General features: G+C 38.9%; 13 protein-coding genes and 1 riboswitch. Of the genes, 4 read left to right on the plus strand and 9 right to left on the minus strand.

Features of this window, described 5'->3' with window-relative positions; all coding sequences use genetic code 11:
• Positions 1-46: 46 nt before the first annotated feature.
• From B3C94_RS16145 to B3C94_RS16170, 6 genes are all read right to left on the minus strand, one after another.
• On the minus strand, positions 47-4,891 hold the full coding sequence (locus tag B3C94_RS16145; RefSeq protein ID WP_293905469.1) for a DNA repair ATPase: 4,845 nt from the start codon (positions 4,889-4,891) through the stop codon (positions 47-49).
• A 105-nt stretch (positions 4,892-4,996) separates the two neighbouring features.
• Complete coding sequence (locus tag B3C94_RS16150) at positions 4,997-7,111, minus strand: flotillin family protein (protein ID WP_293905471.1); 2,115 nt, start codon at positions 7,109-7,111, stop codon at positions 4,997-4,999.
• Positions 7,112-7,231: 120 nt separating this feature from the next.
• On the minus strand, positions 7,232-7,957 hold the full coding sequence (locus B3C94_RS16155; RefSeq protein ID WP_293905473.1) for an OB-fold-containig protein: 726 nt from the start codon (positions 7,955-7,957) through the stop codon (positions 7,232-7,234).
• 11 nt (positions 7,958-7,968) lie between these two features.
• Positions 7,969-8,163 (minus strand): DUF4177 domain-containing protein, encoded by a 195-nt coding sequence (locus tag B3C94_RS16160; RefSeq protein WP_293905475.1) that lies wholly within the window; start codon positions 8,161-8,163, stop codon positions 7,969-7,971.
• Positions 8,150-8,857 carry a PspA/IM30 family protein gene (locus tag B3C94_RS16165; protein WP_293905477.1) on the minus strand — a complete coding sequence of 236 codons (708 nt, stop codon included), beginning with the start codon at positions 8,855-8,857 and terminating at the stop codon, positions 8,150-8,152. Before B3C94_RS16165 ends, B3C94_RS16160 begins: the two co-directional genes overlap by 14 nt.
• 4 nt (positions 8,858-8,861) lie before the next feature.
• Positions 8,862-9,251: a YbjN domain-containing protein gene (locus B3C94_RS16170; RefSeq protein ID WP_293905479.1), complete on the minus strand. Its 390-nt coding sequence runs from the start codon at positions 9,249-9,251 to the stop codon at positions 8,862-8,864.
• A gap of 92 nt (positions 9,252-9,343) precedes the next feature.
• Between B3C94_RS16170 and B3C94_RS16175 the strand changes: the two genes are divergently transcribed.
• Positions 9,344-10,003, plus strand: a complete 660-nt coding sequence (locus B3C94_RS16175) for a helix-turn-helix domain-containing protein (RefSeq protein WP_293905482.1) — start codon at positions 9,344-9,346, stop codon at positions 10,001-10,003.
• Positions 10,004-10,065: 62 nt separating this feature from the next.
• Positions 10,066-10,473 carry a hypothetical protein gene (locus tag B3C94_RS16180; protein WP_293905485.1) on the plus strand — a complete coding sequence of 136 codons (408 nt, stop codon included), beginning with the start codon at positions 10,066-10,068 and terminating at the stop codon, positions 10,471-10,473.
• 54 nt (positions 10,474-10,527) lie between these two features.
• Here the strand turns inward: B3C94_RS16180 and B3C94_RS16185 are convergent, their stop codons facing one another.
• Positions 10,528-10,923 carry a single-stranded DNA-binding protein gene (locus tag B3C94_RS16185; protein WP_293905487.1) on the minus strand — a complete coding sequence of 132 codons (396 nt, stop codon included), beginning with the start codon at positions 10,921-10,923 and terminating at the stop codon, positions 10,528-10,530.
• Positions 10,924-11,097: 174 nt separating this feature from the next.
• Between B3C94_RS16185 and B3C94_RS16190 the strand changes: the two genes are divergently transcribed.
• On the plus strand, positions 11,098-11,463 hold the full coding sequence (locus B3C94_RS16190; protein WP_293905489.1) for a hypothetical protein: 366 nt from the start codon (positions 11,098-11,100) through the stop codon (positions 11,461-11,463).
• A 31-nt stretch (positions 11,464-11,494) separates the two neighbouring features.
• Here the strand turns inward: B3C94_RS16190 and B3C94_RS16195 are convergent, their stop codons facing one another.
• Positions 11,495-12,085 (minus strand): helix-turn-helix domain-containing protein, encoded by a 591-nt coding sequence (locus B3C94_RS16195; protein WP_293905491.1) that lies wholly within the window; start codon positions 12,083-12,085, stop codon positions 11,495-11,497.
• A 420-nt stretch (positions 12,086-12,505) separates the two neighbouring features.
• Between B3C94_RS16195 and B3C94_RS16200 the strand changes: the two genes are divergently transcribed.
• Complete coding sequence (locus B3C94_RS16200) at positions 12,506-13,003, plus strand: tetratricopeptide repeat protein (RefSeq protein ID WP_293905493.1); 498 nt, start codon at positions 12,506-12,508, stop codon at positions 13,001-13,003.
• An 80-nt stretch (positions 13,004-13,083) separates the two neighbouring features.
• On the opposite strand, the gene metE is transcribed toward B3C94_RS16200, so the two are convergent.
• Positions 13,084-15,396: a 5-methyltetrahydropteroyltriglutamate--homocysteine S-methyltransferase gene (metE, locus tag B3C94_RS16205; protein ID WP_349679143.1), complete on the minus strand. Its 2,313-nt coding sequence runs from the start codon at positions 15,394-15,396 to the stop codon at positions 13,084-13,086.
• Between the two features lie 78 nt (positions 15,397-15,474).
• A riboswitch (SAM riboswitch) is annotated at positions 15,475-15,578 on the minus strand.
• Positions 15,579-15,662 lie beyond the last annotated feature (84 nt).

A 15,662-nucleotide genomic window follows, 5' to 3' on the forward strand; every position in this document is an offset into this window, starting at 1 on the left:
CTCCATTGATCATTAACAATCAATGGAGAGAAATCGATTTGCTGTTTTAATTCTTATACGCACGAATAGCTTGTATGATACCCTCTAGGTTTTCGTTAAAGTCCAGCAACTGTGCAAAAACTTTATCATCTTTTGCTAAGCCTCCATGTTTATTGTTCTTCTGGAAGATCTCTTTGATTTGTTCCCAGCGTTCCTGTTCTATGGGATTGATCAATCCGGCGAGTTCTTTCAGTTTTAATAAATTACTTTCGGTATCTGCGGTCAGTGTCTGTGATTCGCTCTCATAATGCGCCAGGATAATTTGATCGATTTCCTGCTCATTCATCATGGGTACTACCTGAGCGACAAGCTTACTCATATTCCGGTAAGATCCCTGCATTTTGAACGGTGGTTCTGTCCGATAATTGTCCTGCATAGCCGCACTTTGGATATAATTCTGATTGACCTTAATAACAACGTTTCTGATCTTTAAGACATGTCGCAGTACAGCGATGAAGTCGTCGACATCCTGCTTCAGATAATTGCCTTCGAGCACTGGAAGCTGGTCCATCACCGACTGTGCATAGTTGACCAGTGCATAGAAGTCATTGAACGATTTACTTGCGATCTTTTCCAGGTAGCTGTTTTCAATCGCTGCGTTTTCAATGAGGCTTAGGTTAAATAAGGCTTCTGTATCGCCGATCACATCTCCCAAGTTGTATACGTCGGCACGGTTGGCAAGCATATCGGGGATCTGAAATTTGGATCCGCTCTCCGTATATGGGTTTCCGGCCATCACAATGCAGAATCTCTTTCCGCGTAAATCATATGTTTTGCTCTCTCCCTCAAAAATACCGTCGATCTTGCGCTGTCCATCGGCTAGAGAAATAAACTTTTGTAAGAATTCCGGATTTAAATGTTGGATGTCGTCCAGATAGAGCATCACATTGTCGGCCATTTCAAAGGCGAGATTGATCTTCTTAAGTTCCTCCCGTTCTCCCGAGGTCTTTGCTTCAATAGGGTCAATCGAAGTGATGGAATGTCCGATTGTAGGCCCATTGATCTTAACAAAATGCAATCCCATGGTTTTGGCTAGATATTCCATTAATGTTGTTTTCCCGTAACCAGGAGGGGAGATGAGGAGTAACATACCCATTCGTGCAGTACGTTTATTGTCGCCTGCAGCTCCCAGCTGTTTGGCCAAGTTATTGCCGATCAAAGGAAAGTAAACTTCGTTGATCAATTTGTTGCGAACGAAAGATGTTAACACCTTCGGTTCAAAATCGCCGATTTTTAATTCTTTCGCATATGTCTTCCCAAGTTGTTCTTTCAATGAACTGAATTCTTGAAAACGCGGGACATTCAATTCGGTGAATGTTGTCAGTCGATGTAGAAATTCATGGTACTGAATCTGTTCTTCACCATTGTTCAAAATCGCGTGATTTCCCTTTAATCCTTGGATGAGTGCAGTGTCTTTTGCAATGATCAATTGGTATTCATCTTTTGGATAAAGTAAAGTGACTGCAGTTTCTTCGCTATATTTTCGAAAAGTATCATAATCACTGTTCTCGTCGATAAAAGAATTTAGCCAATTCAACGTCAAATAAAAGCGATCTACAAGACTGAATTGCATATGTTGAATGTCCCCTTCAAAAAGCTTGTAACTCTTTTTACTTTCTAATGTTCTTATAAAAGCTTTTTTCAACTCATCAGATTGTTCGCTGATAACAAACTTGCTGTAACTGGTAAAGGTATGGAAGAGATAAGCCGCTATTTCCCGGGCATTGATTGCTGACAAATCCAAATGGATGTCCCAATGGGAAAACAGTTTTGCGAGTTCATCAAGGACAGATTGGTAGCGTGTCGAATTTGGAAAAGTTTTTAATACCGCATGCGTAGACAGGATCAGGGCCTGCTGTTTTTCCTGCTGCTCTTTAGGCAGTGAATGCCAAAAAAGCTGTGCCATGGCACGTAGGTGAGCATTATAACGTAAAAGATCGAGCTTGGTGTCGAGTTGTTTAAGGGTCTCGTAGATCGATAAAGCATCAAAATTATGTACACCTTTGACATAACCTTCGGAATAGCTCTGTTCGACAGTCTGGTTGATAAACAGATTGGCATCAAAATCCTGCTGCTCTTTTGAGGCAATGAATGTTTTGTAAGCCAAATATTCGGCACGATATACTTCTTTGTTTTCTGAAATGAGCTCCTGATCCCAGATGTCTTTAAAATCTTCAATCTGGGTGCCAGCCACTTTTTGGTAGAAGCTAGTTCCTGTAAGATGAAAGTACAGTTCATCATTTTTGCGCACGAGTGTCAAACTAAGCGATTGGTTGTTGATAGCAAATTTGTGCTTGCCTAAGGCGATGATATTCTCTCCATCAACAAAAAGATCATTCTTGTCCCGTAAAATGCGCAGTGCATCCTCTTGCGCTTTTTTGAGCAAGTTTTCCAGATTTTCTGCTTTTGAGACATCGTTTAGTGTTTTCAGTTCTTGTGCTAGCTGTCTGATCTTGTCAATCATCAAGTCCGAAGCAAAGAAACTTAGGATTTCCTCGCGTGCCGCAAATGTCTTAGATTTATTTTCGATGTTTTTTAATACCCGAAGCCCAATTTGTTCGAGAGAAGAAGTACGTTTGTTAATCTGTTCAACGATCTGCTCTCTACGGGAATTGAACGCTTTGATCACTTCATCGCGTTTATCGGCAATCTTTAAAGCGAAGTCATCAAACTCAGAAAATTTACTTTCGAGTTCTTCAAGCTGAACGATAACCTTGGTATAATACTCATCTACTTTCTCGGTAGTTGTAGAAAGTTCAAGATAATTCGTGACAGACTGTTCCAGTAATGTCAGTTGCGCAGAGAATTCTGCGATGGCTTCTGTACTTTTTAGTGAGTTGAGCTTTCGTGTAAGCTGTGCCCTGACTTCGTTCAGCGAAGAGAAAATCACCGAGATTTTTTCAATGATCTTGGTCGTTTGGGTGGAGTCGTCGATTTTTAAACTGTTTAGAATATCGATCAATAACTCCAATTCACTCGATATGGCCGAATTCGCTTCTTCAATTGCTTTGGCATCATATACCTTAACAATTGCTGAGACGTTGTTTTTTTGCTGTTCAACTTTTTGCTCGTAGGGCAGAAGAGCTTCATCGCGCAATAAAAAAGCAATCGTTTTCTCAGCGAGCTCGGTAGTAATAGACTGCAGCTTTTCGAGCAGGTTGTCTATTCTAGAAGTGTCAATATACTTGACATTTTTGAGATCAATGATTTCCCCTTGCAAACGGCGGGAATCGGCAAGTTGATGGACAAGCTGGTCAAGTTTTTCTACAACGGAGCTATTAATGGAAAAAGTAAGCTCTTCCATTTTTTTATCCGCATTGGCATTGAGCTCTGTCGCATATTTGCGTTGGGTCTGCACTTTAACAAATTCGTCTATAGCAGTATTCGCAACCTCCTTGATCTGCGTTAAGGGCTGACCAAGATTTGCCAGTGCCTCATCCTTTATCCAAAAATAAGAGTCGAGCAGGATAGTTGATTTTTTGAGAATGTCTTCATATAAGCCCTCATAACTATCTTCTTTATTGATCAGCTGTATGACTTCTTGTGCTTCGGCCATGGCCTGCACGATCTGCTTATTACCGACTTTATAGAGAGGATCGTCCTTTTTCTGTTCATTTTCTTTGAGCATGGCCATGTATGGGGTTTCCCAAATCTGAACCTGATGATGCCTTGTTGCTTCGGCCTCTGTATGGAAGTAAATTAAGCTACCGTCTTTAAAAAGTGTGAAACCATTGCACACGATCGGCGTTTCAACATGCTGCTGAATGATATTATACGACAGTAAGATGTAGGTGTTAGTTTCCTCCTGGCAAAAGATATATAGAAAATCTTCACCATTTGGCGATGCTATTCGCCGAAGAAACGTGACTTGATCAAACTGGACGTCAAAGATTTTATGCGTGCCATTCTGTAAATAATATCCATTGGAAAAAATTATACCTTGATTGTCGGGCAACAAAATGGCTGATTCATTGAGCGATTTGAGATTGACAACCTCTTTGGTCCGTTGGTTGTAGACAAATGCGCGGAAATCCTCTTGATAGGGCTTGATACGGACAGCAATCAGATTGCCGAGGTCTGCATAGTAATAATCTGCATCGTCCAATTGTTGGTCTGCATTCGAAACCTTTTCCGAGAAAATACCTTTCCCTGTATCGGTATTGTTTTCAATTTTGAAGGTAATATCGCCGTTGATTGCTTCGATAAAGATCTTGTCCATAATGGAGATATGGGGATGTTTGCCGAGGCGGCGGTCTTCGAGTGTCGTCTTCGTCCAGTCAAATTCAAACTGATTGGGTAATTTAACTTCGTGGATGCTGCGGTCATCCTGATATTGGAGCTTTCCATCTTTGATTAACCATTTGAATGCTTTCAGATCAGCGGGATTTTTACTGGTCTGAAATATCATGTAAAGATAGTTCTCCGTACGCCGGAATTTGGAAAAGATGGAGTCCCGATAATATTTATAGAGGTTCTGATAATCACCGACAAAATTGGGATCATTGATCAGATCGAGCGGTTGCAGGATAAACTGATTGTTTTCAAAGGTATATACGCTGAAAACATCTTCGAGTTTAATTTCGGTACGTAATCCAAAATGAACATTGTAACCAAATATACATAGATTGTCCAGGGCTAAAATGCCACGGGCTACACAGTTGTTTTCTGTGGTGATTCGTTGATTGGCCTTGAGTACAAAACTAGTCGAATTAAAGACTTCTTTGCGTGCTGCATTGAGCTGTTGGAGTTTAGTAGAAAGCTCTTCTTTTTGTGTAAATAGTCGCTTTCGGATAATCTCGTATGCACCTTGATCAAGGGAGTCGTTCTGATTTATTACGTTTTCTTCTGGCATAAAATGAGCTTTTCTCGACTTTGTATATGTGGTAAAACTTTTGTTTATTGCCTATAGTGATTATTATGAATCATCTACAGGCAATAGAGGTTCCGTAGCTAATTATTACAGTTTTTTATTAGAAATTCCTAAATTTTTCGCCAATCCGAACAAGGAATTGATAAAGCTTTTATCTTCACCATTTTCGGCGTCGCTAGCCGCTTGTTGAAGTTTAATCAGTGCTGCTGAAACGGTGAGGTTCTTGATGTCGTTTGTAGAAATTCCATATTTATCGGCTAATCCACGTACCTTCTCTGCGAGGTCGCCTTGTCCATGCGGCCCTAGAAGTGAATTCTTAATATCAGTGGCATGTTTTGAGTTGTCAATCAAGTGATCAAAACCTTTGGAATTAGAAACTTGACGGACGATATTCTCAAAGAACATGGTTTCGCCACCAACAATATCGATTTTTGCCGTTTTAAGTGCTTCCGACAATACACCAGCTTGTGCTTGAGCAATGTCTTTTTGGATATTGATGTGTGCGAGTTCAATATCACGTTCTTTTTGCAATTGCAATTTGAATTCTTCGTGATCTCTGCCCACACCATCTAATTTCTTCATCGCTTCAGCTTTCTCTTCGATACCTTTCGCTTCAGCAAGCGCTTTCTCACGCACCACTTCCGCCTGTGCTAAGCCTTCTTTACGCATCGCTTCAGCTTTCTTCTCAATGACGCTAGCTTCAACAGTGCCTTGTTTTTCTTCAGCTTCGGCTTTTGCAACCATAACTTCGGCTTCGGACAAGCCAAGCGCTGCTTCTTCTTTAGCTTGTGCTTCGGCAATAATCTTACGACTTTCGGCTTCTTTGAGTGAAGCTTCTTTTTTAGCCTCAGCATCTATCAGTAATTCCTGTGCACGTTTCTCCGCAATTTTACGAGCGGCCTCAGCATCGATGACTTTTTTCTCTGCTTCCTGTTCCGCGGCGATTTTTGCTGCTTCGGCAGCTTTAACAGTAGAAATTAATTTTTCTTCGGCTTCTTGTGATGCCGCGATAACACCCGCCTGTTTCTTCCGTTCCACTTCACGGAATACTTCGATGTCTCGGACGCCTTGTTGTTCTTCAATAACGCCTTTCTCCAATTGTACACGCTCTTTGATAACTCCCTGAATACTTTTCTTCTCGGTCTCGATGGAACGCTCTTTGTCAATTTGAGCCAGGGTAACAATACGTTCACGTTCGGTTTGCTCCAACGCACGGTCTTTCTCTACACGTTCTGCTTCCACAGCATCTGTGCGTTGTTTATTTTTCTCCGCAATGATAATCTGACGTAGTTTATTCTCTTCCTGAACCGCTAATTGTTCTTCGGTAGCAATTCGGACGCTTTCGTACTTGAGACGTTCCTCTTCGCGGACCTTTGCAATTTCAGCTTCTTCACGTGCTTTGATGTTGTCAATTTCCCGTTTTTGCTTTTCTTCTTTTTCGGCAAGCTGACGGTCCAATTCTAGAATAGCTTCCCTTGCTTCTACATTTTGTTTTTTGATGAGCTTTTCTTCGTCACGACGGATGAAGTTAGCATTGATATTTTGTTTGGCTGTTAACTCCGTGATTTTTTTGATGCCCTCACTATCTAAGATATTATTGGGATTAAGGTGCTCGATATCGGTCTGTTCGAGGTAATCGATTGCACAATCGTCCAATATATAGCCATTTAGGTCTGTTCCGATAATGTCTAGAATTTCATCACGGAATTCGCGACGGGCTTCATATAATTCGATAAAATCAAATTTCTTTCCGACTGTTTTTAGGGCCTCTGAGAATTTAGATTCAAAAATACTTTTTAATGTCTCGGGTTCACTTGCACGGTCACAGCCCAGATTTTGGGCAACATTGATCACATCATCCACGCTTTTGTTGACACGAACGAAGAAGGCCACTTTGATGTCTGCACGAATATTGTCTTTACAGATCAAACCTTCACCTTGCATACGAGCGATTTCAATTTTTTTGATTGAGATGTCCATGATCTCCATCTTGTGAAATACAGGTACAACATACATTCCTTTGTTAAATGCTACTTTTGTACCCCCAACACCGGTGCGAACGATCGCTTTCCCTTGTGGAATTTTCTTGTAGAATGCACTCAATACAACAAAGAATGCAAAAATTAAAAAGACAGCCAAACCGACAATTAAAAGTATAATTCCGTTTAAGCCACTTAAAAATAAAAGAGGTTGATATAGCATATGATTTGTATTTATTTAGATTTTAATATTTGGGTTTACGATTCTGATTTAGAAAAATAAAGATCCGCTTTTTTAGGACAATTGTTTAGGTGGCGAGTCTTTGCGTTTATTCCTTTTCCATTAAATATTGTCTATCGTGATTTCTTTGGTCACATAATAATATTTCTTGTCCTTGGATTCGTCAACAATAATGACATCGTCTCCGTAGCCTATTTTATCCCCATTGTGGCTGACAACATTGAGACGAATAGGATCCTGTTGGACGATAAATTCCGCAGAACCTATTTTCTTTCCTTCAATGCTAGCCCTCATTTTACCCATACGGCCAAGAAAATCGTGGCTTTCTTCGCCGTTATAACCTATATTTTTGAACATTTTAGCTAGAGGTTTGGTCAGAAAATGCATTAAAATAAATGTGACAATGAAAACGGGGATTAGGATTAGTACAGACTTTATTCCCCATGAAGCAACGTCGATAAAGAGTGATGAAATAATGGTAATTATCCAACCTATAAATTTAAACAGTGTTACAATAAGCATGATGGGTACTTTGCCAACATTGATGTAATCCATTGCTTTTGCAAAGAAGCCAGGTTCTGCATGCCCGTCGGTGTCCGTATGATGATGGTGTGTATGATCCCCTCCTTCGGTTGCGATATCATGTGAACCATCAACGTCCGTGACATCAGGTGTAGGATGGAGGTCTATATCTGCATCCGCATCAAATAGATGGACTCCGTCACCCATCAGAAACATAAATAACCAATACACTACAGACAGGCCTGTTAAGACCGTCATGATTCCATTGGATAATGGATTAAATAAGATATTGATTAGTTCTGTCATATTGCTATTGTTTAAATTCTTTCTCTTTTAAATGTGTAATGAAAAGACCAGGAGTTGCCATTTACCTCAAGGTCCTGCATAGCTATTAATTCCCAGCCTTGATTTCCAAGGTCATTTAAGATTTCATCGATTTTTTCGGGATCCAACTTTGTTCCCCAGAAACCCTTAGGTTCAATTTTTAGCGTTTTATACTCAAATCTTTTCATCCCTATTTAATTTTCTTTTTAGTTCCTCTAATTCGATGTTGACAGCGTCAGATCCGCCTATTGTCTCGTTAATTTCATCAACTTTACTCTTGTTGCCTAATGCAATTTCTCCATAGGCCTTGGCTAGTGCTTCGTCTTCTTCGACTTTCTCTTTCATACGTTCTAACATGGAAATCGTACTATTGGAATCGATATTAGCAAGCTGTCTATTGACCATTTTAGCAGCGTTGGATACTTTTACACGTGCTTTTAAGGTGGATAGCTCACTTTCCCATTTCGATATATTGAATTTGAGAATGTCGACATTTTTGTGAAGCTCATCGGCCGAACTTTGGTGGATTACCGCTTGTTTTTCCAATTCTCCCGCTTCAATCAATAACTGTTTTTTCAATAACAGTGCTTCTTTTGCTAGACTTTCTGCCTTTTCTGCTGTTAGCTCTCCCTTTTGCGCTTTTTGTAGTAATAGAACGGCTTTGTTTTCAAATTCATTGGCTTCTTCTTTTTTCTTTTCACCATTGTTTTGGGTACGTATCGCTAAGGCCTTCACCTTGGCATAAGCTTCTAACGACTGTTCTAAGTCCTCTTTCATTTCACGGATACCTTGTTCCGTCATTTTGATGGGGTCTTCCATTTTGTCCACGACTGCGTGGATCTCTGCCTGACCGATTCTGAAAATTCTCTTAAAAATATTCATTATTCTATAATTTTGAAAAACTTATTAACTGATTATAATATTCACTCATTAGAAGACTCAGCGAATTGATGGCGGCATCAAATTCATTCTGATCTAGATTATGTATTTGTAAGGTATACCTAAATATGACTTTGGTACCATCTTCTGTTAATGCAAATCCTCCATGTATGATATCCCTGTTTTTTATTAATAATGATTTGAACATATCTATAGTCTCGTTGCTGATCGTAAACAGGTATTGCTCAAAAATTAGGATGGGCTGTGCAATGCCAACGATGAGGTTGCGGATTCCGTCATCTTCATTTTCGATGACAAAGATTCCTTCTTTTGTATCCTTATGGGTAACGGTATAACCGATATTGGCGATATAATTTTCAATTTTTGAGAAGTACATAATCAAGTTTTTTATATATTGCACATATTCTTTGCATAAAGATAATAAAATGCAAAAATATTTTGCAATAAAAATTCAATTTTTTTTAAAGAATGAGTAACGTAGGAAACAATATTAAGAAATTAAGAAAAGTGAAAGGTATGAGCCAGCAGGCGTTTGGGGATGTTTTTAATCTTACTAGAGGTAATATTTCGTCTTACGAAGAAATGCGTGCTGAGCCAAAAATTGAGACTGTTCTTAAAATTGCAAATTATTTTGGCATTCCTGTGCAGCATCTCATTGAGAAAAATCTATCCGTCAATGAGATTCTTAATTTCAATGATTATTTTCAGCCTAACACTCCTGTTATTGGGCGTAAAAGGCTTGTACAAATCCCTCTTTTGGAACGGGATGTTCTTTTTGAAGCGAGTTCTCATTTTACGAAATTAGACGAACTGCCGGTAATTGAATTCCCTTTGCAAAGTAGAAATCGTTTTATAGCTATTGAATATTCTGATGCTATTCCTGTACCCAATGATTTTTTTGCTAACTCCCAATCCATTTTGTTTTTTGAAGAGGTTGACGTGCAGAGTCTACATACCCTGGACAATGCTTTTGGCCTGTGTTTTTCCGACCAAGAATTCTTCATTGGAAAGTACAGCTTACAGGACAAGGAGATCAGTTTATTATTAAATGCTTGGAAAAAAGTTGATTTCACTTTGGGTAAGAAAGAATTTTTCTGGAAATTGTACGGTAAATTTGATCGAGTTTAGTCGAGTGGAAAAAGTAAATAAATCCGAACAAACCTTATACATACAACAATAAATTTAAAAAGATGAAAAAAGTAACCTTGATGGCAGCAATCGCTGGTTTTTTAATTATTTCTTGTAATAACTCTAATACTAAAGAAGTCGAAGTAAAGGATACAACTATTCATGTTGACGCAAAAGAAGATACAGTCAAATCGCTAGTCGGGAATGCTGCGGGAGAAGTTGCTATTCCAAAATTTAGTTCTGCTGAGACACAAAAATTGGCGGAGGATTACACAAAATATATCAAAGAATTTATCACTGTTGCTAAAAGCGGCGATGTTGTTAAGCTTAAGGAGCTTGCTTCGAAGCGACAGGAATGGGCCACCAAAGAAACTGAAGCTGTTTCTAAGTTTACACCTGAAGATGCCAAATTATGGAAGGCGTATGCAGAGAGCCTAGGACGAGAGTTGACTGCAAGCCTGACAAAATAAGTTGGAAACAATCGACGAGGTAGGGGACTTGAAAAACCTACCTCGTTGATCAAACTAGAAGGGGAGGTCATCTTGATTCTCATCTGGAAGCGTTGGGCTGTCTTCTTTGGCGCCGTTTGATTCTGATAGAACCATGAAATTATCTACTTTAATTTCTGTGACATATTGTTTAACGCCATCTGCGTTCTCATAATTACGATAGGTGAGTTTGCCTTCAACCATGAGTTTGGTCCCACGTTGGCATTTCTTTTCAATGGTATTGTTTTGATTACCCCAAACCACGAGTGTATGCCATTGGACTTCTTCAACCCACTCACCGGCTTTGTTTTTGAAAAGATCATTCGTGGCGAGACGTAATATGGAATAATTTGTCCCTGTGGAAGTTGTTTTGATTAACGGATCATTTCCTAAATGCCCAACTAATTGTACTTTGTTACGTAATGTGCTCATGTGTCTAATTTTTAAATGTTTTTAATAATTCTTATTTTAGTTGATGGTCTTTGGCTATTGATGCCAAATGATCTTGAGCAAAGGTGGGGTAGAAAAAAGACTATAGTCGTCTATTTACCATTTGTATTCGACTATAGTCGGTTGTAACCGTTTGTTGTCGTTTAATATTCCGTTATGAGTTCTGTCGAGAAAGTTTGCCTTGAATGTGGCAAAGTAATATATGGCCGTTCTGACAAGCGATTTTGTGATGATGCTTGCCGAAACGCCTATAACAATAAATTAAATAGCGACCAGGTCAATCTGGTGCGCAATGTGAATAATATCCTACGAAAAAACCGCCGTATTCTATTGGATGTTTTAAGTGGGGAGGGTATGGCCAAGATACAACGGGAAAAGTTAAAGCGGTTGGGATTTGATTTTAAGTTTCATACACATACTTTTTCCAATAACAAGGGACAGACCTATAGCTTTATTTATGAAACAGGCTATCTGTTGCTGGAGAATGATTGGGTATTGATCGTTCAAAAGAAACCACTGTGATTTTGAGTGCAATAGATTCATTGGTATTGGTTTAGTTTGTAGAACTGAGCTTGGCCTTTCTTATTGCGATATAATTAGAAATAGTAAACGTTAGAATCACGATGTAATAGCATACTGGGATGAGTAAAAAATAGGCACTATTGAAGATATCGCTTAGAAAAGACGGTAGTGCAATCTTAAAAAAGTCTGCAATAATGATATAGCCTATGAAACTTCCTAGAAAAAATAGTCCTACAGCATGTATTACAATGATTCTTTTTAGGTGCTTACTGTATAAGGCGTCTTTGTTTTGTTTCGTATAGCCCATAATTGCTGGGACTAATAACCCTAATAATGGATTGACAAGAAAGGTGAGCGATGCTAAATATAGCGCTTTAATACTTCCTGTTTGATTGTTGTCGATACTGATTTGATTTACATTTGGCATAATGAGTTGTTCTAGAGGTATTTCCAAAATTTGACTGATCTGTTTGAGACTAAATCCACTGATTTCTTCCGTGCCTTTTTCTATGCGTTGCACTGTTCTCAGCGATACCCCCGCTTGATCAGCGAGTTCCTGCTGCGTTAGTCCCTTACGTTTTCTTGATAGTTTGATTAGTTGATTAGCTGATTGACTTTCCATAGTCCAAATATGGGGAAATAGTCGTTGAATTTCAGCGAAATTGATGCGACAATAATATGCCAATATCGTGCTGAATAATATAACATATTAATAATCAAAAGTTTTTGGAATTTGGTAAATATTTTGAATCTTTGCAATTCAATAGAGTAATTAATAAAAACGGAAGAATATGTTTGCAATATTAGAAAATCCCGCTTCGTCCACAGAGAAGATTCTCGGGAATATTCTTCGGAATACGGTCCTTTCCTAATCTTCTTTCTTAATACGTTAAGTAACCTACGTTGGAATTGGCTAAAACTTGGCGCTCTAAATAGTAGTCCATTTTTCCAATGTGCTTAGCTTATTATGGAGTTTTAAAAATCCAGTTACTTTCAAGGTATTGTGAAAGCTGGATATGAATGTTATGTTTTAGAAAATTTTATGAATTCAGTAAATAAATATGTCCTTCAGGCGCTGGATAACTATCCTATATATTTGGAGGAGACCATGGAGTCCTTATCCTATGCGCTGTCTTATGATGAGTCCAATACAATGGCGCTTTGTTTGATGGGAAGAGTTCATGCTGAACAGCTATTGGACTATGAGCAGGCAAAAAGGTATTTCCAGGAAGCTTTAGCACATAATGTACAGGCAGTGGAAGTATATCCTTATTTCATTCAAACATTGATTGATATGGGGGAATATGAAGCTGCAAAAAAGACGATTAAATTTGCGTTGAAGTTGCCAGGAATGTCCTTGACAGGCATCTGTATAAAGAAAGCACTTCTATTTGAAAAATTAAGAAAATACAAAAAGGCATTGAAGGCGTTAAAGATGGCAAAACTTGAAAATGTTGATCTTGATTTTTCGTCAATCCTGAAGTCGATTGAAGATCGGATTAAAGGGAAACAGAAATTAAGAAGGGGAGTGAACGGATAAAAGTTTTGTTTTGAACCAAGGTCCAATAAAGAAGCCCTAGCTGAAATTTCAGCTAGGGCTTTATCAATATAGTTTAAGAATTATTCTGCTCTTAAGATTTTCGCAGCCTCAACCATCGACTCTAAAGCCGCCTTGGTTTCCGGCCAAGCACGAGTTTTCAAACCACAGTCAGGGTTAACCCAAAGTTGTTCTGCTGGAACTACTGCTTTTGCTTTGCGCAATAGATCGACCATTTCGTCTTTGCTCGGTACACGTGGTGAGTGAATATCATAAACACCTGGACCAATATCATTTGGATATTTAAAATCACCAGCGAAAGCATTCAATAATTTCATTTGAGAACGTGAAGTCTCGATCGTGATTACGTCAGCATCCATTGCAGCGATATCTTCGATCACATTATTGAACTCTGAGTAACACATGTGTGTGTGAATCTGTGTATCGTCTTCAACATTTGATGAAGAAACACGGAAAGCGCGTACTGCCCAGTTCAAGTAATCTTTTTGATCAGCTTTACGTAGAGGTAATCCTTCACGGATAGCTGGTTCATCAATTTGTATGATTTTGATACCTGCTTTTTCCAACGCTTGTACTTCATCTAAGATTGCCAATGCAATCTGATAAGTCGTTGTTGAGCGCGGTTGATCGTTACGTACGAAAGACCATTGTAAGATTGTTACAGGACCGGTCAACATACCTTTAACCGGACGATTTGTCAATGACTGTGCATAAGAAGACCAGCGTACAGTCATATCTTCAGGACGGTATACGTCACCGTAGATAATCGGAGGTTTAACACAACGTGAACCGTAAGATTGTACCCAACCGTTTTGAGTGAAAGCGTATCCGGCTAATTGTTCACCGAAGTATTCCACCATGTCGTTGCGTTCGAATTCGCCGTGTACTAATACGTCGATATCCAATTGCTCTTGAAGACGGATGGTGTTTTCTGTTTCTTCTGCGATTGCTTTATCGTATTCTGCCTGCGTAATAGCACCTTTTTTCAGGTCTGCTCGCCATTTACGAACATCTTTCGTTTGTGGGAATGAACCAATTGTTGTTGTAGGGAACGCTGGCAAGTTGAATTTCGCTTGTTGCGCTGCTTTACGGTCAGCAAATGCTGAAGTACGTTTTGCATCGTCATCAGTGATATTGCTTGTACGTGTTTTAACCTCTGGTTTGTGGATCAGTGGAGAAGTACGACGGCTTTCCGCAGCAGCTTTGTTAGCTTCGAAGCGTTTTGCTGTTTCAGCATCAACTTCACCTTCCGCTAGTACAGCTAAGTCTTTTACCTCAGCTAATTTTTGTTTAGCAAATGCTAACCAGTTTTTCACTTCGGCAGGTAATGACTGTTCGTTGTGCTCATTGTCTAAATCAAAAGGAACGTGCAACAAAGATGAAGAAGGGGCTACCCATACACGGTCTTTTCCTAAGGCATCAACAGCCTGTTTGATTTTAACTAATGATTTTTCGTAATCATTTTTCCAGATGTTACGGCCTTCAACAATACCCAAAGATAACGTCAACGAAGCAGGAACTTTAGCTAAGACTGTATCCAATTGATTTTCGCCACGTACCAGATCCAAATGTAAAGCATGGATAGGCAAGTTAACAGCGATATCTTCGTTGTCTTTTAAAGCTTCGAAGTAAGTAGTTGCGATTAACTTGATGTTTTTTGCTGCTGCAGCCAATTTTTCGAAAGTCGGTTGATATAAGGCTTTTACTTTAGCATCTAAATCTAATGCTAAGTAAGGCTCGTCAATCTGAACATATTGCGCACCAGCTTCAGCTAGTTTAGCTAATATTTGCTCATATACTGGAATAAGTTTATCCAATAAATCGATACGGTCGAAACCAGCTTCTTTTTCTTTACCGATCAAAAGGTAGGTAATTGGACCCAATAAAACTGGTTTAGTATCGATGCCCAATGATTTTGCTTCGTTATATTCATTTAAGAATTTTTCAGAAGTCAATTTAAATTCTTGATCTTTTGTGAATTCTGGCACCATGTAGTGGTAGTTAGTATCCAACCACTTAGTCATTTCCATTGCAGTCACGTCGATTCCTTCTTGTTGGAAACCACGAGCCATTGCAAAATATAGATCTAAACTGTAATTGTTGTCTACTTTGTTCAATAAAGAATGGTAACGAGCAGGAATTGCACCAACAGTAAGGGTTAAATCCAATACTTGATCGTAAAAAGAGAAATCATTGGAAGGAATCAAATCTATTCCAGCATCTTTCTGCGTTTTCCAATTGCCTTCACGAATTTTTTTTGCGGTGTCCAATAATTCCTCAACAGAAGATTTTTTAGCCCAATAGGCCTCATTGGCTTTTTTCAATTCGCGGAATGCGCCCACACGAGGGTAACCTAAATTATTAGTCAATAACATAATGAATGTTTTTAATATTTCTTTTTCAACTATATTTCTTGCTAGAGAGAGAAGGACACACTAGAATTCGGTGACTTCGGCTTATCATTCCCATATCAAGTAGGGTAGAATTTAGCACCTTGTCAAGGGACAGGTTGCTAAGGCTTCATCGGGTCTATTCCCTCTGCCTTTCTCTATAAGCGACGCTAAGTTAGAACATTTCTTTTTGAAATGCAAATTTTTTATAAAAGTGCGTCAATTTTTTATATTCTACTAAGGATGAAATT

The sequence above is a fragment of the Sphingobacterium sp. UBA5670 genome (genome assembly GCF_002420705.1).
GTDB lineage: Bacteria > Bacteroidota > Bacteroidia > Sphingobacteriales > Sphingobacteriaceae > Sphingobacterium.